Annotated in this window: 20 protein-coding genes; 6 read left to right on the top strand and 14 right to left on the bottom strand. The window is 43.5% G+C overall.

The features are described 5' to 3' along the window. Positions 1-17: 17 nt before the first annotated feature. The 6 genes from hemF to hemA are packed head-to-tail and all read right to left on the bottom strand — an operon-like array spanning position 18 to position 5,246. Positions 18-920: an oxygen-dependent coproporphyrinogen oxidase gene (hemF, locus tag EO132_RS00890; RefSeq protein ID WP_127136161.1), complete on the bottom strand. Its 903-nt coding sequence runs from the start codon at positions 918-920 to the stop codon at positions 18-20. A 2-nt stretch (positions 921-922) separates the two neighbouring features. Next, the gene (locus tag EO132_RS00895; RefSeq protein ID WP_127136162.1) at positions 923-1,408 is read right to left on the bottom strand and encodes a DUF6973 domain-containing protein; all 486 of its coding nucleotides are present in this window, start codon (positions 1,406-1,408) and stop codon (positions 923-925) included. Next, the gene (gene hemE, locus EO132_RS00900; RefSeq protein WP_127136163.1) at positions 1,405-2,430 is read right to left on the bottom strand and encodes a uroporphyrinogen decarboxylase; all 1,026 of its coding nucleotides are present in this window, start codon (positions 2,428-2,430) and stop codon (positions 1,405-1,407) included. The genes EO132_RS00895 and hemE overlap by 4 nt, the downstream gene beginning before the upstream one ends. Next, the gene (locus EO132_RS00905; RefSeq protein WP_127136164.1) at positions 2,427-3,089 is read right to left on the bottom strand and encodes a uroporphyrinogen-III synthase; all 663 of its coding nucleotides are present in this window, start codon (positions 3,087-3,089) and stop codon (positions 2,427-2,429) included. Before EO132_RS00905 ends, hemE begins: the two co-directional genes overlap by 4 nt. Further along, complete coding sequence (gene hemC, locus EO132_RS00910) at positions 3,067-3,993, bottom strand: hydroxymethylbilane synthase (protein WP_127136165.1); 927 nt, start codon at positions 3,991-3,993, stop codon at positions 3,067-3,069. Before hemC ends, EO132_RS00905 begins: the two co-directional genes overlap by 23 nt. Further along, positions 3,990-5,246 (bottom strand): glutamyl-tRNA reductase, encoded by a 1,257-nt coding sequence (gene hemA, locus EO132_RS00915; protein WP_127136294.1) that lies wholly within the window; start codon positions 5,244-5,246, stop codon positions 3,990-3,992. The genes hemC and hemA overlap by 4 nt, the downstream gene beginning before the upstream one ends. A 210-nt stretch (positions 5,247-5,456) precedes the next feature. Between hemA and EO132_RS00920 the strand changes: the two genes are divergently transcribed. Beyond that, positions 5,457-6,335 (top strand): helix-turn-helix domain-containing protein, encoded by an 879-nt coding sequence (locus EO132_RS00920; protein WP_127136166.1) that lies wholly within the window; start codon positions 5,457-5,459, stop codon positions 6,333-6,335. A 10-nt stretch (positions 6,336-6,345) separates the two neighbouring features. Then, positions 6,346-7,101 carry a ThuA domain-containing protein gene (locus EO132_RS00925; protein WP_127136167.1) on the top strand — a complete coding sequence of 252 codons (756 nt, stop codon included), beginning with the start codon at positions 6,346-6,348 and terminating at the stop codon, positions 7,099-7,101. On the opposite strand, the gene EO132_RS00930 is transcribed toward EO132_RS00925, so the two are convergent. The 3 genes from EO132_RS00930 to EO132_RS00940 form a co-directional block, all read right to left on the bottom strand. Next, complete coding sequence (locus tag EO132_RS00930; protein ID WP_235856350.1) at positions 7,087-7,962, bottom strand: N-acetylmuramoyl-L-alanine amidase-like domain-containing protein; 876 nt, start codon at positions 7,960-7,962, stop codon at positions 7,087-7,089. The genes EO132_RS00925 and EO132_RS00930 overlap by 15 nt on opposite strands. After that, positions 7,937-9,280 (bottom strand): hypothetical protein, encoded by a 1,344-nt coding sequence (locus EO132_RS00935; protein WP_127136168.1) that lies wholly within the window; start codon positions 9,278-9,280, stop codon positions 7,937-7,939. Before EO132_RS00935 ends, EO132_RS00930 begins: the two co-directional genes overlap by 26 nt. Positions 9,281-9,368: 88 nt before the next feature. Then, the gene (locus EO132_RS00940) at positions 9,369-10,442 is read right to left on the bottom strand and encodes a mechanosensitive ion channel family protein (protein WP_164732252.1); all 1,074 of its coding nucleotides are present in this window, start codon (positions 10,440-10,442) and stop codon (positions 9,369-9,371) included. Positions 10,443-10,588: 146 nt separating this feature from the next. Between EO132_RS00940 and hemH the strand changes: the two genes are divergently transcribed. Genes hemH through EO132_RS00960 form a run of 4 tightly spaced genes read left to right on the top strand, consistent with a single transcriptional unit; the run spans position 10,589 to position 15,045 of the window. Next, positions 10,589-11,635, top strand: a complete 1,047-nt coding sequence (hemH, locus tag EO132_RS00945) for a ferrochelatase (RefSeq protein ID WP_127136169.1) — start codon at positions 10,589-10,591, stop codon at positions 11,633-11,635. Then, positions 11,593-12,459, top strand: coding sequence for a DUF3050 domain-containing protein (locus EO132_RS00950; protein WP_313781215.1), 867 nt, complete (start codon positions 11,593-11,595; stop codon positions 12,457-12,459). The genes hemH and EO132_RS00950 overlap by 43 nt, the downstream gene beginning before the upstream one ends. A gap of 55 nt (positions 12,460-12,514) precedes the next feature. Then, positions 12,515-13,891: an MATE family efflux transporter gene (locus tag EO132_RS00955; protein WP_127136170.1), complete on the top strand. Its 1,377-nt coding sequence runs from the start codon at positions 12,515-12,517 to the stop codon at positions 13,889-13,891. 53 nt (positions 13,892-13,944) lie between these two features. Next, positions 13,945-15,045 (top strand): lactonase family protein, encoded by a 1,101-nt coding sequence (locus EO132_RS00960; RefSeq protein WP_127136171.1) that lies wholly within the window; start codon positions 13,945-13,947, stop codon positions 15,043-15,045. 2 nt (positions 15,046-15,047) lie between these two features. Here EO132_RS00960 and EO132_RS00965 read toward each other — a convergent pair whose 3' ends face one another. The 5 genes from EO132_RS00965 to EO132_RS00985 form a co-directional block, all read right to left on the bottom strand. Continuing rightward, entirely contained in the window at positions 15,048-15,977 is a 930-nt protein-coding gene (locus tag EO132_RS00965) for an alpha/beta hydrolase family protein (RefSeq protein WP_127136172.1), read from the bottom strand. 1 nt (position 15,978) lies between these two features. Continuing rightward, a complete protein-coding gene (locus tag EO132_RS00970) occupies positions 15,979-17,073 on the bottom strand; it encodes a TFIIB-type zinc ribbon-containing protein (RefSeq protein WP_127136298.1) in 1,095 nt (364 codons plus the stop codon). A 119-nt stretch (positions 17,074-17,192) separates the two neighbouring features. After that, positions 17,193-18,332, bottom strand: coding sequence for an SPFH domain-containing protein (locus tag EO132_RS00975; RefSeq protein WP_127136173.1), 1,140 nt, complete (start codon positions 18,330-18,332; stop codon positions 17,193-17,195). Between the two features lie 102 nt (positions 18,333-18,434). Beyond that, positions 18,435-19,562, bottom strand: coding sequence for a DmpA family aminopeptidase (locus EO132_RS00980; protein WP_164732253.1), 1,128 nt, complete (start codon positions 19,560-19,562; stop codon positions 18,435-18,437). 30 nt (positions 19,563-19,592) lie between these two features. After that, the gene (locus EO132_RS00985; RefSeq protein ID WP_127136174.1) at positions 19,593-20,105 is read right to left on the bottom strand and encodes a DinB family protein; all 513 of its coding nucleotides are present in this window, start codon (positions 20,103-20,105) and stop codon (positions 19,593-19,595) included. Positions 20,106-20,109 lie beyond the last annotated feature (4 nt).

The raw sequence follows: 20,109 nt of genomic DNA on the forward strand, positions 1-20,109 counted from the left end.
GAGCACAAAATTAAGTATTAGGCCCAATCTTTTGGGTTTTGTAGCACTTCTATCAATTTCTCTTCGTCGCTACCTTCTTCAGGGTGATGGTCATAACGCCATTGCACATGTGGTGGTAAACTCATCAAAATACTTTCGATACGGCCCTTGGTTTTTAGACCAAAAAGGGTCCCCTTGTCATGCACTAAATTGAACTCTACATAACGGCCGCGACGAATTTCTTGCCAGTCCCTTTGTTCTTTGGAATAGGGGAGGTCTTTTCTTTTATCGACAATAGGTGTGTAGGCATCCAGAAAGCTATCCCCGACCTCGGTCACGAAATGGTACCAATCTTCCATACTGGTTTGTTCCGTTGCTTTGCAATAATCAAAGAACAATCCGCCGACACCACGAGCTTCGTTCCGGTGGGAATTCCAGAAATATTCGTCACATTTCTTTTTGTAAGCGGAATAAAATCCTGGATTATGGGCATCACAGGCCTTTTTGCAAATCGTGTGAAAATGGGTGGTATCCTCATCGAACAAATAATATGGGGTAAGGTCTTGTCCACCTCCGAACCATTGATCTACGATGTTGCCATTCTTGTCGTACATCTCAAAATAGCGCCAATTGGCATGCACTGTGGGTACCATTGGACTTTTGGGGTGGATGACCAAGCTAAGGCCGCAGGCAAAGAAATCCACATCTTCCACACCAAAGTAATCCTGCATGCTTTTGGGCAATGGGCCGTGCACTTTGGAAATATTGACCCCTCCTTTTTCAAAAACGGCACCATTTTCAATGACACGGGTTCTGCCGCCTCCACCTTCTTCGCGTTCCCAAAAATCTTGTTGGAACTTGGCGGTACCATCCAATTCTTCCAATTTGGAGGTAATGTTATCCTGTAATTGTTGAATGTATTGGTAAAACTTATCCTTCATTGTTATAAAATATGTACCATTCGATTTTTATATTCAGAAAGGTTGCTGCTTTCATCAATTTTGATGGATTCGAGAGCCATTTTCTTTAATAGCTCAATGATTTCCTGTTCGGATTTTTCCGTGTTTTGGGCAAATATGAAACGACCCACTTCGTTATTGTGCAAATCCATAGCTTTAGGCAACTGTTTGTTCGGAAATGAATCCTCATGCCAATCGGTTACCTTTTTTGCCCAATTCAAGACGGTTTCTTCATTGTTTTGCCATTTGAAACATCTTTTTGCAATCAAATAGTTCCAAAAAGCATGTCTGAAGGCATTCGCCGGGCCATTTTTGTGATGCAGCTTGCCATAGTTTTTCGTCGAAAAGGCTATGCAATCCTTGGTCGCCTTGATGGTGGGCCAAATAAAGTGGGGCCGACTCAAACCAATGAGAAAACCTTTCAGTATATTTTTAAAATCGACCCGCTTTACTATTCCAACAAGGTTCACTCCTTATATGTTTTTACCGCATCAATAAATGCTTTTGCATTTTCCACAGGAATGTTGGGTAATATTCCGTGGCCCAGGTTCACAATGTATTTGTCCTTACCAAAATCACGAATCATCTGCGTGACCATTTCCTTGATTTTCTCAGGAGGCGAAAGCAAGCGAGCTGGATCAAAATTACCTTGAAGAGTCACATTGCCCCCAGTTAAGTATCGTGCATTTTGAGCGGAACAAGTCCAATCAACACCTACGGCAGATGCCCCGGAATTGGCCATTTCCTTGAGAGCGAACCAACATCCTTTTCCAAAAACGATTACGGGAGCCTCGTCTTTTAACGCATCCACGATCTGTTGAATGTATTTCCAGGAAAATTCCTGGTAATCTTGCGGAGATAACATCCCGCCCCACGAATCAAAAACCTGAACGGCATTTACACCTGCTTTTACCTTGGCCTTTAAATATGCAATGGTCGTATCCGTGATTTTTTGAAGCAATTCATGCGCAGCTTTTGGCTGGGTAAAACAGAATCCCCTGGCTTTATCAAAGCTTTTGCTGCCTTGACCTTCCACACAATAGCAAAGCAGCGTCCAAGGCGAACCTGCAAACCCGATCAAGGGAACTTCATCATTCAATTTTTCTTTGGTCATAGTAATGGCATCCATCACATAGCCCAACGTTTCCTGAATGTCCGGTACGATCACTTTGTCCAAATCCGATCGCGAACGGATGGGGTTGGGCAAATAAGGACCAAAATTCGGTTTCATCTGTACCTCGATGTCCATGGCCTGGGGAATTACCAAAATGTCACTGAACAAAATGGCGGCATCCATTCCGTATCGGCGTATCGGCTGTACGGTAATTTCCGAAGCCAATTCGGGTGTTTGGCAACGAGTGAAGAAATCGTATTTTTTACGGAGTTCCATAAATTCTGGCAAATAGCGCCCTGCTTGTCGCATCATCCATACTGGCGGACGTTCCACGGTTTCGCCTTTCAATGCCTTTAGGAACAAATCGTTTTTTATCATAAGTGCTTATAGTTGTTTATCGCCTGCACCAGCACGTTTTCCACGGTTGGTCTGTTGGCTACAATAATATTTTTTGAATGTTTTTGAGCTTCTGAAGCGGTAGTATTTCCAATACAGAACAAGGTGCTTTCCCCTAAAGTGTTTTTCAAAAGATAGCTTCGGATGCCACTGGGACTAAAGAACAGGATGCCATCAAAATCACGTTGAAACCCCTTTGGATTTAGATTTGTACGGTACACCTCCAATTCTTTATACTGAACGTTATTTTTTATCAAAGTATCAGGGAGTTCAGTTCTTCTCCTGTTGCCACAAAGAAATAAAAAGGACTCGTTTTGATGCTTTTTGACCAAAGTTTCTGCCAATTCTGACGCATTTTCGGCCATTTCCATAACTTTTAGACCTTTTTCTTCCAAAAGTGATTTTGTCTTTTCTCCAACGCAAAAAGCATTGTATTTTGATAAATCTAACTTTTTGGTTTGCTGTAAAAATGCTTTCACGGCATTCTTACTTGTGAAAATATAGTTGCTGTAAGTGAACGGGATTTTTACATCCAACAGTTCGATTTTTAGGGCATCGTACTCCACCAATCCCAAACCGGAATTTAGAAAAAGCTCTTTTTGCGACGGACTCAACATTTTAGTGGACAGTACTGTTTTCATTTCTGATTTCTTGCATCAATTTGTCGCCTCCTTTTTGCAATACTTCATCGGCGCATGTTTTTCCAAGGCCTTTGGCATCGGACAGCTTTACTTCTTTTTTGATGTCGATTTTCTGTTTTCCATCCAAAGAGAAAACAACCCCTTCAAAATATACCGTTTTGTCTTTTATTTGAGCCAAAGCGCCTATTGGTGCGGTACAACCACCTTCCAGCGTTCGCAAAAACTCACGCTCAATGGTTGTGGCCAATTCGGTTTCCGAATGGTTTAGTTCGCCCACAGCCTCTTTGGTAAAATCATCCTCCTCTTTGGTAACTACGAGCATGGCGCCTTGTGCAGGAGCGGGGATCATCCAATCCAATTGTATGGCATCCTTGGGTAATAGTTTGATGCGTTCCAATCCTGCCTGAGCAAAGATGGCTCCTTGCCAATCATTTTCAATAAGCTTGAGGAGACGGGTGTTCACATTTCCCCTAAGGTCCACCACTTTGTGGTTGGGGTACTTGTTCAGCCATTGGGCCTTTCGCCGTAAACTTCCAGTTGCAATGGTTGCAGGTCCTTCAGCATTTAAAAAGGCATCGCCTTTGTGGACCAGTATGTCATGAGTGATGGCACGTTCCAAAACGGCTACTTGTACTATTCCCTTAGGCAATTGTGTGGGCACATCTTTCATGGAATGTACCGCAATATCAATATTCCCTTTGAGCAATGCAACGTCCAAGGTCTTGGTAAATATTCCAGTAACACCAAGCTCGTACAGCGGTTTGTCCAACACTTGGTCCCCCATGGACTTTGTCGGCACCAAAATGGTGTCGTACCCGAGTGCTTCCAGCTTTTGTTGCACGGTGGTTGCTTGCCACAGCGCCAATTCGCTGTCGCGGGTTCCAATGCGGATTATTTTGCTCATTTGGAGTGTAGTTCTAGCTGAAATACTTTCTGGATCAGTTCCAGACTATCATCGGTATCCACCTCGTTGCTCTTTAAGTGGTTGGCAAACTGCTTGGTGATTTTTTGAATGATCCTATCGGAGATGATTTCTGCCTGAATTTGGTCGAAACCTTCAATTTTTTTGGTCTGAAAATCGATTTCTTCTGTCTTCATGGTGTTCAGTTTGTCCTTAAGTGCATTGATCACAGGGGCAAACTTGCGGGTTTCCAACCATTTTAAGAAATCCTTTTTCACTTTTTCTATGATAGTTTCCGCTTTGGGAACGTATTCTTTTCTTTTGGCCAAGGTCTCATCCGTAATCTGTGAGAGTTGATCCAGATGAACAAGAGTGACATTGTCCAGCTCTTTTACATCGTCGGATACGTTTTTGGGAACGGATAAATCCAACACCAACAATGGTTTTTTAGGATAGATCAACGCTTTGGAAACGGTTGGCAATTGGGCTCCGGTGGCAACTACAAGAATATCGGACTTTCGGATTTCCGTTTGCAGGTCGCCATAATCCTTTACCGTCAATTGAAATTTTCCGGCAATGTCCTCTGCTTTTTCCCGAGTTCTGTTGATTAAGGTAATATGGGAGTTGTTGGAGTGCTTTACCAGGTTTTCACATGTGTTTCTTCCAATTTTACCCGTTCCAAACAATAGGATGTTCTTGTTGGAAATATCATCGACATTGTCCAAAATATATTTTACCGAAGCAAATGCTACCGATGTGGCACCGGATGAAAGTTCCGTTTCGTTTTTGATACGTTTACTGGCCTGAATTACGGAGTTGCATAACCGTTCTAAGAACGGGTTGGCCATTTCGTGCTTTTTAGATCGGTAAAATCCTTGCTTTATCTGGCTGATGATTTCAAAATCGCCCAAAATTTGGCTATCGAGTCCAGTGCCTACCTTGAACATGTGCGAAATGGCATCGTGGTTTTTATACACGTATGCTACTTCCTGAAATTCTTCAACAGTTCCGTGGGTTTCGTCGCAAAGGAGTTTGATAAGCTGGTAGGGATGCTGTGCAAAACCATAAAGTTCGGTTCTGTTGCAAGTGGAAATGGCAAGCAAGCCATCAATTCCGATTTCCTTGGCCTTGCCCAGAATATGGTCAATGGCAGGAACATCCAGACTGAACTTTCCTCTAACCTCTGCATCCGCCTTCTTGTAACTCAACCCAACGGCATAGAAGGAATTATGTTTTGAAATATGGTAGTCCCTCATAAAGGATATAAATCGCAGCACAAAAATAACAGGCTTATAGGTCAAAAAATAACGCTAGCGGTACTATAAATAACCACCGCTGTTATTTTATGTTTTATTTTTGATAAAATTGACGGAAAGCATTGTTATTATTGATAAATTTGATAATGAACAACACAATTTAGAGCGATTCTAAATTAATCCAAAAGTAAAATTAGATTGAAAACCAATATGAAAAATATCGCTAGAGGTTCTTATGACGAAATTTTGGTCGAAGACGGAATTTACATCCTTAAAATCCAGAATGATACCCAGGAACCCAAGTTGATAGAACGGGATATCGACAGTTCCTACATTCAATTTCACTTTTGTTTGAAGGGCAAGTCGAAGTTCAATTTTAATGAGGGGAACTACTATTTGGAGGTTAACGAGGAAAACTCCTTGCTGCTCTATAATACCCAGAAGGACTTACCCCTTGATCTAGTGGTTTCGCCTGGATCCTGGTTGCTCTCGGTCGTCATGACCATCAGGAAGTTCCATTCGCTGTTTTCCGATGAAGCGGACTACATTCCGTTCTTAAGCGAGGAAAACAAGGAGAAGAAATACTATTCCCAGGAAATGGTATCGCCGGCAACTGCGGTGGTCCTGAGCCAATTGATGAACTACAACTTGCATCCATCCATCAAAAAACTGTATCTAAAAGGCAAGGTCTACGAGCTGATTTCCCTCTATTTCAATAAGACAGAAGATGCCGATTTGGAACAATGCCCTTATTTGGCCGATGAGGATAATGTCCGCCGTATACGAATGGCGAAGGAAATCATGATTTCCCGTATGGCCGAGCCGCCTACTCTGGCCGAATTATCGCAAGAAGTTGGGCTGAGCCTGAAAAAATTGAAGGAAGGCTTCAAACAGATCTATGGGGACTCCGTATTCGGATTTTTGTTCGATTATAAAATGGAATATGCTCGCAAAATGTTGGAAACGGGCAAGCACAATGTGAATGAAGTCGGTTTAAAAGTAGGCTACAGTACCGCCAGTCATTTTATAGCCTCATTCAAAAAGAAATTCGGCACCACACCTAAAAAATATTTAACTTCAAACGTCTAAAATTGTTCTTATGAGATTCACTATCCTGTTACTTGCCTTTTGCCTGATATTCAGTGTTAACGCCCAAGAGGAACCTGTCGCAGAAAAGGAAAATGTAAAAATGCCCGAATTGGTAATGGTATTTACCAAAACAGAAGGGTATAGGCATAAATCCATTGAGAAAGGCGTTCAAACCTTACGGGAATTGGGTAGAAAAAATGGCTTTGTTGCTTTGCAAACCGAATCCGGCGAAGACTTTACCCGACAAAACTTGAATAACTACAAACTTGTAGTTTTTTTGAACACGACGATGGATGTTTTGAACGACGCACAGCAAAGCGCATTTGAATCCTACATTAAAGGAGGAGGTGCCTTTTTGGGAGTCCATGCCGCAGCTGATACGGAATATGACTGGGCTTGGTATGGAAGATTGGTAGGCGGTTATTTTGATTCCCATCCCCATGACCCCAATGTGAGACAAGCCACTGTCGAAGTGATGAACAAAGCGCATCCATCCACGGCGCATTTACCAGATTCGTGGTCAAGGACCGATGAATGGTACAACTACAAAAACCTAAGTTCCGACACTATGGTTTTGCTTAATTTGGATGAAAGCAGTTACGAAGGTGGAACCAACGGGTCAAATCACCCGATAGCCTGGTACCACGAATTCGATGGTGGAAGGGCTTTTTACACAGGCAGCGGTCATACCGAGGATTCTTATGATGAACCCATGTTCCGTCAGCACCTTTTAGGTGCCATTGAATGGTGCTTAAAACGAAAGTAAGGTCGGCCTCGCCACAATAATCCCGATATTGCTTTTGATGTTTTTAAGGTAATCCGCCAAGGGCAATTCGGAAATTTCCACTTCGCCGTTTTTGCTGGAGGCATGCAATAAATGCAATCTGCCGTCCGGTTGATGGATGGCGATTCCCGTATGGGTCACATCCAAGCCTTTTATGGAAGTGGCCAAGGCAAGAATGTCTCCAGATTTGATGAGGTGTTCCTTGCTTTCAATTTCATCTTGTGGCAAATAACAAAACTTTTCCTTCGCGATTTCTTTTTCTACCGAGACCATCGCTTCAAAGTTTTCATCGCTGGCCAAAAAAGGATACAAGTTGCGGTGAGTCCCCATAAAATTGATGGGTTTTTCCAACTCCACACCGCCAAGTTCGGCAGTGATGTCCTCTATCAGCCCTTTTTTCTCATTGTTGCGAATCCATTCCGTAAAGTAATGTAGGCGAGAGGGGTACCCTTCTAAATTTCCATTTCTATACCGAACGGTTTCCAAGTTTTCAGTGAAATTCTCAAAATCTTTTTGTTGATTTTGGAGCATCATGCTAAAGGCCAGCACGTTTTCCACAAAGGTGGTGCAATCCAGGCCGCCAAAATTCACGACCAAGGTTTCCGTGTCGCCAACCTCAAGCGTTTTTTCCACGTAAGGAGTTCCCAGAAAGGATTGTCCGACCGAGATAATAGTATCTCCGAGACTCATGGCTTTGGTTTGCTCTAAGTCATTAATTTTCGTCTCAAAAAGGGATTTGTCCTCAGGGGAACATGTGATCTGTTGGGCAGAGGTAATGGATAGCATCCCTAAGGTAAGGAGTATGGAAAAATATACCTTAATGTTTAAATCTAAAATATTCATGGGACTTGTAGTATGTTTTTAATTCTGGATCAATGAACTCGACCTGCAATAGATCGGGATATGTGATGAAATCCAAATGTAAGGTCGTTGAGGTTAAAATTAGATCATCAATCCTTAAATTGGGGTAGGATGATTGTATTTCTTCTGGAATTTCTCCTATTGTTCCCGAAAAACCAGGAGCAGAAAACACATTCCATGAAGTCTGAATCAAATCTACATAACGTTCACCTTCCTTTATTTCCCACAAAACATCCTTCATTTGAAAATCCACGTTGGATTCGAATTCATAGTTGTAAACAGACTCGTTCACAACGTTTATTGCCTTATTTTCCGGGATAACGATCTCATCTGGTTTATCACCAAATTTTGAATAGGCATATAGAAAATCATCACTGTTAAAGCTTATAATACTTAAATATTTGGAAAAGGAATCCAAGTAGCCAAGCTTAAGTGGTTTGGGTGGTTCGGTTTCCGCAAAGAAATATGATGTGAATTTTCCTCCGCTCAAATCGATGGGTTGCCCTTCATCAAAAAATGCTGAAATTGATGATAGTTGATAGGTTGAAGGGCTGTCGGGCAGTGCAATTTCTAAATAACTATCAAAAGATTTAAAGTCTGAATAATCCACAGTTATATCATCTCCATCATTCATGTTTTCCATTGAGTAGTATTTTAGGTCGTTACTTGAATCATATATGGTAAAAAAGAAATCAGGGCTATCATAAATCGGAATGTTCTCATGGGTATAATTGTCGATAAACCCTGGAAGATCTGGACCGCTAGTTGCAACTAAAATACCTTGCCTATCAGAAATCCATCGGTATTTTGGAGATACGACATTCTCAACGGTTATATTAAAACTGCCGGTGGAAGAGTCTCTCGGCAAATCATTGGTTGCGCTGGGATCTGAGGTATATTGCCAATGGGACTCGGCAGCTATGTTGGGATATGATTCAATGTTATGCATCATTTCGCCATCAACCGAGTTTTTATATTTGAACAATGTGACGGTAAAATTATTGGGTTGTATCCCATCTTCCAAGACCTGGAATTCAAGCGTGTCTCCAAACTCAAAAGGTTTAAAATCCAATAGGCTGCCTTTGTCATCGTGAATAATAATCCAATCATCGGTTTGTCCTGTGTCCACCAAGGCTTCAAAAGCAAAATAGGTGATCATTTCAGGTTCCTGTTCCTGTGGTTCCTCATTAGTGGGCTCTTCTCCTTCGGTGGGATTTGGGTTAGGCTGTTGGGATTCATCTTTGGAGCATCCATAACAAATTAAAAGGATGCCCATTAAGAAAGGAAATAGGTTTTTCATGTGCAAGCATAGTTTAAGTGTTCTAAAGATAACTATCTCAAGTAACTACTGAAGAAAATCCTTTCAAAGGGCAAAAACGAAGTTGAAATTAGGAGTCAGTCTGGTCGTGATCTTTACGTTCAACCGTCAATCGGGTGGTTCTAGCAATGCTTTCGGGATAATTTTCCTGTAAAAACTCGATCAGTTTTTCACGGACATGCACTCGCAAATCCCAGCCCGTGGGAGAATCTTTGGAACTTACCAACGTCCGTATCTCCACGTAATTGGGTTTGGTGTCCGTTACCTGAACCACATTTACCTTACCGTCCCAGAGGTCCGTATTGTTTAAAATTTCTGTTTGCGCCTCCCTGATCTTATCAAAAGGAACGTTGTAATCCACATATAAAAATATGGTGCCCAGCAGGTCGGACGAAGTCTTGGTCCAGTTCTGGAAAGGTTGGTTTATAAAGTAGGGAGTGGGCACGATCAAGCGTCTTTTGTCCCAAATGCTCACCACCACATAGGTTAATGTAATCTCTTCGATTCGGCCCCATTCTCCCTCTACGATCACCACATCATCGAGTTTGATAGGCTGCGCAATCGCAATTTGGATGCCTGCCAAAATAGTTCCGATGAACTGTTGTGCAGAAAACCCGATGATAATTCCCGCAACACCCGCAGAGGCAAAAATACTGATGCCCACTTCCCGGATTTCTTCGAAGCTCATCAGGATAAAACCTACGCCAAGCAAAATAATGATGAAAATAAAAATACGTTCCAGAATGGTAAACTGGGTATAGACCTTTCGAGCTTTGAGGTTGTCAGCCTCTCCAATATCATAATTTTGAATGACCGCCTTTTTTATGATTTTAAGCAAAGCGATCATAACCCAAGCCATGGCAAAAATAAATAGGATGGTACTGGCTTTTTTAAACCAAAATTCGGCATCCTCAAGGTTTAATAGGTCCCGCAGGGCTTTCATCCGGAGCAACACTGAAATGAAAATCAAAACAAGGGGGAATGCCAATCGTTTAAAAGAACTTTTGGGCAGAAGGTATTTTGGATTTTTACCCAAACGCTTCAATACTACCGAGGTGCTCCAATAAAGGATGATGAGCACCAGCAGGGCAACACCCAAATAGATGAGCGACTCTTTGGAAACATTGTCATAGAAAGACCCCATATCCCAAAAATAAGGCAGAAATGCACAAGGAAGGAATATTGGTTGAACAAAATCGAGAAAGATTATTTCGCCATAAGAAAGTATTTTGATGCGCAAAAGGTGAAGTCCACTTCGTGTTGTATTTTAGCGGCCTAAACTAAAGAGCCGTGAAAAAAGGAGTTTTATTGGTCAATTTGGGTTCGCCGGACAGCCCTACCGCAAAGGATGTGAAGCCGTATTTGGATGAATTTTTGATGGATGAACGCGTTATCGATGTCAATCCCGTATTAAGAAACATCATCGTTCGCGGAATTATTTTGAATACCCGTCCCAAAAAATCGGCTGAGGCCTATTCCAAAATTTGGTGGGAAGAAGGTTCTCCGTTGATCATCCTTTCCGAAAGATTCACGGAAAAAGTACAAAAGCACACCGATCTTCCCGTAGCTCTTGGTATGCGATACGGATCTATGTCCATTAAAGAAGGATTACAGGAATTGAAGGACAAAGGTGTCGATGAGGTTTTCTTGGTGCCCTTGTACCCGCATTACGCCATGTCTTCCTACGAAACGGTGGTTGTAAAAGCACTGGAAATACAGCAACAGGACTTCCCTGAAATGCATTTGACCACATTGCCCGCATTTTACAGTAATCCTGATTACATCAAAATATTATCAAAAAGTATTGCAGAAGGCTTACAGGGGTTTGATTACGACCATATCCTATTTTCCTATCACGGAATTCCCGAGAGGCATATCAGAAAATCGGACCCGACCAAGTTCCATTGCCAGTTGAACGGGCAGTGTTGCAAGACCAATTCCGTGGCGCACCATACCTGTTACCGCCACCAATGTTACGATACTACAGAGTTGGTCAAAAAAGAGCTGAACTTGCCAGAGGAAAAGGTAAGCACCTCTTTTCAATCCAGATTGGGCAGTGATCCATGGTTGCAACCCTTTACCGATAAAGAGTTTGAACGATTAGGACACGAAGGCATCAAAAAATTGGCCGTGATCACCCCTGCCTTTGTAAGTGATTGTTTGGAGACACTGGAAGAAATCGCCATGGAAGGGAAGGAGCAGTTCCAAGAAGCTGGAGGAGGGGACTACATCCATATTCCTTGTTTGAACGACCGTGACGATTGGGCCGAACTTATGGCCAAATGGATCAAGGAATGGCAGGAAAAAGATGCCCTGCCCCAAACCAACATCCGATAAATTCCGTAGAAGAAGAGAACAAGAGAATTGCTATGAAAATTGAAAACCTGGAGCAAGAGCTTCAACCCTTACGCAAACAACTCAAGAACCATCCGCTTTATGCCCAATTGGAGTCGGTTGCTGACATTAAAACCTTCATGGAGAGCCATGTCTATGCTGTTTGGGATTTTATGTCGCTTCTAAAAGCCTTACAGCAGCACCTAACTTGTGTGGGCTTGCCTTGGCAACCCGCCAACAATACCTCAGTGGCACGGTTCATCAATGAGATTGTGATGGAAGAAGAAAGTGACTTCAATGAAAAGGGAGAGGCCAAAAGTCATTTTGAAATGTACTTGGATGCCATGCAAGAGGTAAATGCGGATACCCATAAAGTTGAGGCCATCATTTCATCTTTTACCAATCTAAAGGCTATTTCAAGCCAAATTGAAACGGCTGAACTCAATCAGGCCGAAAAGAACTTTCTACAGTTTACTTTTGAAGTCATCAACAGTCAACAACCACATCTTATTGCAGCAGCCTTTACCTTTGGTCGCGAAGACCTGATTCCGGATATGTTCTTGGGCATCATCGAGCAATCAGGGGAAAATGGTCCGAGTAACTATAAAAAACTGGAATATTACCTCAAAAGGCATATTGAATTGGATGGTGATGAACACGGTCCCTTGGCCATGCGCATGATTCAGGCTCTTTGTGGTTCCGATGAGCAAAAGTGGAACGATGTGTTGGAATACAGCAAGCAGGCACTGCAATATAGGATTGAGCTTTGGGACAGTATTGCCGAAAATCTAAAAGAGAACAAAGGGAATTTGGTAAATGCATTGTAGTTTTGAACCAGATTTGCCCTTCACTTTAATCTAAATTCGAAGAATACCCGCTGGCATGGCCAAAATTACCTCAGATGAACTTGGGCAGGAGCCCATTGGAAAATTACTGATCAAACAGGCCGTACCCGCTTCGATAGGTATTTTGGTAATGTCCCTGAACGTACTGGTGGACTCCATTTTTGTGGGAAACTGGATAGGTTCCATCGCCATAGCCGCCATTAATGTGGTGCTGCCCGTATCCTTTTTCATTGCCGCCTTGGGAATGGCCATCGGTATCGGTGGTTCCAGTATCATATCAAGGGCGCTAGGGGCGAATAACCGCGAAAAGGCCCTGAAAACCTTCGGAAACCAGATTACATTGACCTTATTGGTTACCATTACAATGGTGGCCCTTGGACTCTATTATGTGGACAGTCTGATTCCAGCTTTTGGTGGCAAAGGTTCCATTTTTGAACCCGCCAAGGTTTACTATACCATCATTTTATACGGAGTTCCTTTTTTGGCCCTCTGTATGATGGGAAATTCCGTTATCCGTGCCGAAGGCAAACCTCGATTTGCCATGATCGCGATGATCATTCCGTCCATTGGCAACCTACTCATGGACTATATTTTCATCTATTTGTTCGATTGGGGCATGCACGGAGCGGCTTGGGCTACTACGGTAGGCTATTTACTCTGTTTCTTTTATGTGTTTTACTTTTTCCTGTCCAAAAATTCGGAACTAAAAATAGATGTTTCCCATTTTGGATTGGACCGACCCATTCTCCGGGAAATCGGTTCCTTGGGATTTGTGACCTTGGCCAGACAGGCGGTGACCAGCATCACCTATTTGTTGATGAACAATATATTGTTCAATTTGGGCGGGGAGGCCATGGTGGCGGTGTATGCCATTATCGGTAGAATGCTCATGTTTGCACTGTTTCCGGTCTTTGGTGTAACCCAAGGGTTTTTGCCTATAGCTGGCTACAACTACGGAGCAGTAAAGTACGATAGGGTAAAGGAATCCATTTATACGGCCATCAAATATGCGGCCCTGGTCGCCACGCTTGTTTTTGTGGTGCTGATGGTTATTCCTTCGGAAATTGCTTCCTTGTTTTTAAGCAATCGCCCCGAGCTGTCCTCTGAAGAGTTGGCAGCGAATAATTTTGTGTTGGAACACATACCCTTGGCCATGCGATTGGTATTTGCCGCGACTCCGATTATTGCCATACAATTGATAGGTGCAGCTTATTTTCAGGCCATTGGCAAGGCCATTCCCGCCTTGTTGTTGACCTTGACACGTCAAGGTTTCTTTTTTATCCCGTTGATTTTGATTCTGCCCAATTTTATGGGCGAGATAGGTGTTTGGCTTTCGTTTTGCATTGCAGATGTGCTATCGACCATTGTGACAGGCTTTTTCCTTCAAAAGGAAATCAAGTCCGAACTATCGTAAATAGCGCTTCTTTGATTTAGAATGTTTAATTTGGGTGGCCTAACTAAACATCCATGAAAAAAATCATCCTAGCTGGCATAGCTGCTGTACTGGTAATAGCCTGTGCAGAAAAACCAGAAGAAAAACCTATGTATACCCTATTTGTCGGAACCTATACCGATGGCGATAGTGAAGGTATCTATACCTATACGTTTGATTCAAACACAGGAGAGCTTTCCAACCAAAAACTGGCGGCCAAGTTGACCAACCCCTCCTATTTGGCTATTTCGGAAGACAAAAAGAACCTATACGCCGTTCAGGAAACTGCCGATTTTGATAGTTTGGGTGGAGGTGTTACCGCCTTTGCGTTGGACAGGGATGTTCTGGAACTTCAAAACAGTATGGGGACCCAAGGGGCACATCCTTGCCATGTATCACTTTCGGGAGACGGACATTTGGCCGTTGCCAACTATACAGGCGGCAATGTCTCTATATTTTCCCTAAAGGAGAATGGTTCCTTGGCCGATAATCCGCAGCTGATCGACCATAAACCATTGGATTCCGTGAAAACCTCCCATGCACACATGGCCCAGTTCAATACCGATGGCCTCATGGTTACCGATTTGGGATTGGATGCGGTAAAACGATACCATCAAAAGGATGGAGCGTTCGTCCCTGCTGAACAAAGTTCAATACCGTTTGAAGATGGAGCGGGCCCACGCCACTTTACCTTTGGTAAGAATGGTCAGTTACTTTATGTCATCAATGAACTGAACAGCACTATTTCCGTTTTTGAAAAGGATGCTGAAGGAAATTATCGGGAAGTTCAGGTGGTTCCGACTTTGGCTGCTGATTTTGATGGTGAAAGCTTTTGCGCCGACTTGCATTTATCTCCCGATGGCAAGTTTTTATACGGTTCCAATCGAGGGGAAAATACCATTGTGATTTTTGCTGTGGATGGAGACTCTGGTCAATTGGAGTTGGTCGGAAGGGAATCGGTTCACGGGGATTGGCCCAGAAACTTTTCCATGGACCCAACGGGCGAATTCTTGTTGGTCGCCAATAAGAAGACAAGCAATATTTCAATTTTTAAAAGGGATATGGAAAATGGAACCCTGACTTTTTCGCATGATACCGAACATCCTAACCCCGTTTGTTTGGTGTTTTTGGATTAGAATTATCCATCATGGGGCTTCATCTCAGGCAGGGGGCTTTCGTCCCTGACATAGCGGTCAAAGTGACTTTTCATGGCATCGAACATATCCTTGCGGAATTCGCTTATCCCATGGTCAGCGCCTTCAAACAAAATAAACCGTGTCGGATGCTTATACTCGTACAATTTATTCACTAGAGTAAGGGATTCTTCTGGGGAAACCCTCCAATCTGCGCTGCCGTGCATGATCAAAAGAGGGGTGGTCTTGCATATTTCATCGGCCCATTGCACTGCGGAACGTTGGTTTAGTTGATTTTCTTTATCAGAAGCGTAATTGGGTGCCAACTCAGCAAAAACAGTTTCCATTTCTGCCCTGTTTTTAATGTTGAGATGTGCATCGGCCATTCCAGCTACAACCACGGCAGCTTTGAACCTACTGGAATTTTTCAAGGACAAATAGGTCATCATGCCACCTCGGCTACCACCTTCAATACCAATACGGGAAGTATCTGCCTTTGGCAGTTGTTCCAAAACAGGCAACAAGTTCAATACATCGTCCACTTCAGCACCGCCAAATTGTTCCATGCCCTCACCACCATCATTACCTCTATATTGACTTGCCACCACTACATAGTCCCAACTGGCCATTTTACCCATAAAATAAGCGATACTGAGTGGAGTCCATTGCCCAAATTCCCTATTTCCACCTCTATTTGCAATGATACAGGGATAGTTGCCTTCTTTTTTGGGTTCGGCCACATATCCGGTTACCTGAAGGCCATCCGACAAATAGGTGATTTTTGAAAACTGGATGGCATCCAAATGGGGGACGCTTTTTTCCAATCGGGTCGTTATGGAATCAGAGAGGATAAGAGGTTCTTTGGAAATGATCTTTCCATCCTGTGCACAGGATGAGATGGATATCAGAAATATAAGAATCAGAAGTTTTTTCATTTTACTTTTTTGATAGAAAAACAATTACTGCAACTACCGCAAGCACGGCCAGTACGGTAAAGAAGATTTTCCAAAAACTATACGGACGACTTCCAGAGATTTGCCCATTCTCCCCGTTGATAAAAAAGTTGTACTCCTTGCCATTGTATCGGTAAGCACTTACATAAACAGGCAATAGGATATGCTTGAAGGTCTCCTCGGTGAGTTCCATGTCCATGCTGGTCACGCGTTGCGTGTCCCCACCAATATCCCTTCTGCACCATGAATCTGCAATTCCCTTGGCCACTTCTTTGGAATGTATATGTCCATCCTTTAGTGGAATGGTATATTTTTCAGTGACAAACCCTGATAGAAAACCGCTGTCAAAAGGTTGTAGTTTTTTTAAATCCCAAAAAGCGATTTTACCTGGAATTCTCCCCGTTTTTTGGTGCGAAGCTTTGATCAAAGTGTCATCCACAAATCCTGAAACCTGTCCCGATGCAGGATACCATCTTGTCTTTCTGACCCTTTGGGTCACCATTTTACCATTGGAATTCCTGACCCTCTTGGTTTCGTAATAATATTCGCCCCGTTGACCGATGTAGGAGGCATAAAGTTGCGCATCAAAAGTCCAATAGGGCAGATAGAGGCCTTTGGTAAATTGAGGGTCAAGAGATGCTTTTTTTAGGTTGTTCGGGGCAAACCATAGTCCTTTTACCCAGTTTTTAAAGATGGTAAAAGACTGTTTCTTGTCAATTTGAAAAGGTAGGACCGCTCCGGGTAAAATCCAATTCTCTTTGTAGGCGTCCTCAATGACCAAGGGTTGACCACAATACACACAATGGAGTGATTTGTAGTTTTCCTCCACATGCTGGTCTGCACCGCAATTTTTACAGTGCAGCATGGAAATTTCCTCGCTGTGCTTTTGTGCTCCCATTTCCTTTAGGAAAGGATACAGCTCCAATTCCTCGAACCCATTTTCGTCTACGGCAATGGTCTCTTGGTGGCCACAGTATTCACAACTGATGCTAGTGGTCCCTGGCTTGTACTTCAGCTCCGCCCCACAATTGGCGCAGGCTTTTTTAAGTTCGGTCTTTTGGATTTTTTGTTCTTCCAATGTCTTTGTCATTCTGAGTAAAACGAAGGATCTTACTCAGGTGCAATTAAAAAATGGGAAATGCTTCACTTGTTTCTCGACTCCGCTCGAAATGACAGTTCAGCATAATCGGTATAAAATTACTCCGTTGGTAGTGGCGGTGGTGTGTTACCTCCCAAGAACGATTTCAATTCTTCCACTTCTTTCAATGCCGTCCATGCCGACATGCCTTGTTTCCACACTAAACTATCACGATTGATGGTTCGCGAAGCGAACAAGGATTGCATCTGCTCAAAAGTCACTGGGCCATGTTGCGTCCCGTTGGAGGCATAATAATACATGGTTGGTGTTGGCATTGGTGGTGGAACAGCTCCTCCTGATGGCTGGGCAGCTTGTTGCGGAGTTGCTTGTGTGTTTCCGCCCATCATGCCGCCCATTTGTTGGGCCAAAACAAATCCCATGCCCATGCCCATGCCGGCACCAGCGGTTCCGCCCTCGTTTTGGGCAGCGGCCTCTATTGCCTTCGCTGTTTTGAACTTGGTCAATTTGTCCAAATCAAGTTTATCGATACGGCTGTATTCGAAGATTTCCTTTTTGAGGTCTTCGGGCATGGATACGTTCTCAATGTAGAATTTTTCCAAAGAGATACCCACACTTTCGAACTCAGGCGACATTACTTCGCGACAGGTGTCCGAAAGCTCGGTGGTATTGGCCGCATAAAGCTCTATGGGAAGATTGGCCTGCCCCACAGTATTGGTAAAACGGGTGGCGATCAAGCTTTTTAAGTGCTCGTTGATTTCAAAACTGGTAAAGTTATTGTCGGTACCAACAATGTCCTTGATGAACTTTCCTGCATCGGAAATTTTAAAGGCGTATGTTCCGAAGGCTCTTATTTCCACAAGTCCAAAGCGGTCATCACTTAAAGTGATGGGACTCTTTGTTCCCCATTTCTCATCGGTAAACAGGTGGGTGTTCACAAAATACACCTCGGCTTTAAAAGGCGAGTTGAAACCATATTTCCAACCCTTCAAAGTGGCCAAAATAGGCAGGTTTTGTGTAGTAAGCTCGTAAGTGCCGGGCTCAAAAACGTCGGCCAATTGCCCTTCATTGATAAAAACGGCGGTCTGTCCTTCGCGTACGATGAGCTTGGCCCCGTTTTTTATTTCATTTTGATATCGCTCGAAACGGTAGGCGATGGTGTCATCGGTGTAGTCGAGCCATTCAACAATGTCGATAAACTCATTACTGAGTTTTTCCTTTATTTTTCCAAAAATATCCATGGTAGTGTTTTTAGTTTATCTGATGCTCAATTTATAAAAAAAGAGAATTGCTTCCGTTAGATTAGTGTGAAATGACGCTGTATTGTTACAGTTGGTATGTGATTAGTCCATTTTCCCTGCCTCTTTCAACATAGCCAGTACTTTTTTCTTTGGAAGTGCCTCGATTTTGTGTCCATCTCGACCAATCATGGTTTCTCCCGCAAAAAGGGAATTCAGAATTGCTTCTTCCGTGGCTTCGATGGTAGCGAGGAACAAAGGCGTCATGGCCCCGTTTCTCAAGGTCGGATGGGATTGAATCAGGTCATCGCTCTGGTAGGGAATTCTACATGCCTCTGCCGTGGAAACTGCGATTACGTAGTCCCCGCTCCCGTTACTTGCAATCCCGCCAGTGCGAGAAAGTCCCAACATGGCCCGCTTGGCCAAACGTTCCAGATTTCTGGCATCCAAGGGGGCATCCGTGAGCACGACCATCATACAGGAACCATCGGGGGAATATTTAAAACTGTTCGAATAGTGCCCCAATTTTTTGCCCACATCCACTCCAGCTATTTGCAAAACCCCTCCAAAGTTGGTCTGTACCAATACCCCTACGGTATAACCGCCGGATTTTTTGGGCAAGACCCTGGAGGATGTGCCGATACCTCCTTTGAAGCCAAAACATATGGTTCCCGTTCCAGCCCCTACATTACCTTCGGTAACAGGGCCCGATGTTGCATTTTCAATAGCTTGAAGTACATCATCTTCCGTAACATGACGGCCTCGAATATCGTTGAGGTACCCATCGTTGGTTTCGCCGACCACTGCATTTACGGAACGGACATTTTGGTTTTCAGGTTGATTGAGGGTGTAACCGATAAGGGCGTTCATTGCTGTGGGAACACTCAAGGTGTTGGTCAAAATGATTGGGGTTTCCAGATTGCCCAACTCCTTGACCTGCGTATATCCCGCTAGCTTGCCAAAGCCATTGCCAACGAAGATAGCTGCGGGCACCTTTTCCTGAAAGATGTTTCCAGAGTGCGGTAGGATCGAAGTGACCCCGGTTCTTATATTCTCATCTTCGATCAAGGTGGAATGGCCTACTTGAACTCCGGGGACATCCGTAATGGCATTGAATTGACCTGGTTGCAGCACGCCAACCTGAATACCATGGTCTCTAAGTCGATTTTGTGATAGCATCAATACGGGAATTAGGAAAAGGAGATAAAGAAGGTTGCGGGTCGGTTTGTTCATTTGTCTTCGGTGCTGGTTTAATGAAATGTATTACTGAGCTGATTCTTTTAAGGCACTTGCTGTAACCAATAACTGGCCCACATGGCGTTGACTGTGCTCGGCAGCATGAAAAAGCAATCCTATGACTGTTGAGGGCAACTTTTTTCGACCCACAAAACGTTCTTCCGTGAGTATGGCTTCAGGCGTATTTTTGAAATGCTCCAAAGCCTGATGCACCTTTTTCTCAAAATCAGTTATCAGTGCTTCGGATGAGGGCGCATTTTCCCCATTGCCTTCATTCTTCAAAAAATCAAACTGTTCCGCTGTCAATGCTTTCTCATCTGCATATGTCAGCATACGGTCCAAGACCCCTGTCATGTGTCTTAAATGAAACCCGACCGAAGCCCTGCCAAATGGTTTTTCCCAGAGCTTTTCTTCTGGAAAATCCGTTAGGTATTGGTTTGCCTCCCGTACCGTTTGCAACAAAGCGTGAGCGGCAGGTTGCAACAAAGCGGGAACATCTGGAATAGGTCCACTTAGCCAATATTCTTGTTTGGATGACATGGAA

The sequence above is a fragment of the Flagellimonas oceanensis genome (genome assembly GCF_003992595.1).
Classification (GTDB): domain Bacteria; phylum Bacteroidota; class Bacteroidia; order Flavobacteriales; family Flavobacteriaceae; genus Flagellimonas; species Flagellimonas oceanensis.

What these genes read in the sequence shown, in the direction of transcription:
- EO132_RS00955 (WP_127136170.1), top strand. Translation starts at nt 12,515, where the DNA reads ATGGCCAAAATTACCTCAGATGAACTTGGGCAGGAGCCCATTGGAAAA.
- hemC (WP_127136165.1), bottom strand. Translation starts at nt 3,993, where the DNA reads ATGAGCAAAATAATCCGCATTGGAACCCGCGACAGCGAATTGGCGCTG.
- EO132_RS00975 (WP_127136173.1), bottom strand. Translation starts at nt 18,332, where the DNA reads ATGGATATTTTTGGAAAAATAAAGGAAAAACTCAGTAATGAGTTTATC.
- EO132_RS00940 (WP_164732252.1), bottom strand. Translation starts at nt 10,442, where the DNA reads ATGGGGTCTTTCTATGACAATGTTTCCAAAGAGTCGCTCATCTATTTG.
- EO132_RS00985 (WP_127136174.1), bottom strand. Translation starts at nt 20,105, where the DNA reads ATGTCATCCAAACAAGAATATTGGCTAAGTGGACCTATTCCAGATGTT.
- hemF (WP_127136161.1), bottom strand. Translation starts at nt 920, where the DNA reads ATGAAGGATAAGTTTTACCAATACATTCAACAATTACAGGATAACATT.
- EO132_RS00965 (WP_127136172.1), bottom strand. Translation starts at nt 15,977, where the DNA reads ATGAAAAAACTTCTGATTCTTATATTTCTGATATCCATCTCATCCTGT.
- EO132_RS00960 (WP_127136171.1), top strand. Translation starts at nt 13,945, where the DNA reads ATGAAAAAAATCATCCTAGCTGGCATAGCTGCTGTACTGGTAATAGCC.
- EO132_RS00935 (WP_127136168.1), bottom strand. Translation starts at nt 9,280, where the DNA reads ATGAAAAACCTATTTCCTTTCTTAATGGGCATCCTTTTAATTTGTTAT.
- EO132_RS00930 (WP_235856350.1), bottom strand. Translation starts at nt 7,962, where the DNA reads ATGAATATTTTAGATTTAAACATTAAGGTATATTTTTCCATACTCCTT.
- EO132_RS00925 (WP_127136167.1), top strand. Translation starts at nt 6,346, where the DNA reads ATGAGATTCACTATCCTGTTACTTGCCTTTTGCCTGATATTCAGTGTT.
- EO132_RS00950 (WP_313781215.1), top strand. Translation starts at nt 11,593, where the DNA reads ATGGCAGGAAAAAGATGCCCTGCCCCAAACCAACATCCGATAAATTCC.
- hemE (WP_127136163.1), bottom strand. Translation starts at nt 2,430, where the DNA reads ATGATAAAAAACGATTTGTTCCTAAAGGCATTGAAAGGCGAAACCGTG.
- EO132_RS00920 (WP_127136166.1), top strand. Translation starts at nt 5,457, where the DNA reads ATGAAAAATATCGCTAGAGGTTCTTATGACGAAATTTTGGTCGAAGAC.
- EO132_RS00905 (WP_127136164.1), bottom strand. Translation starts at nt 3,089, where the DNA reads ATGAAAACAGTACTGTCCACTAAAATGTTGAGTCCGTCGCAAAAAGAG.
- EO132_RS00980 (WP_164732253.1), bottom strand. Translation starts at nt 19,562, where the DNA reads ATGAACAAACCGACCCGCAACCTTCTTTATCTCCTTTTCCTAATTCCC.
- hemA (WP_127136294.1), bottom strand. Translation starts at nt 5,246, where the DNA reads ATGAGGGACTACCATATTTCAAAACATAATTCCTTCTATGCCGTTGGG.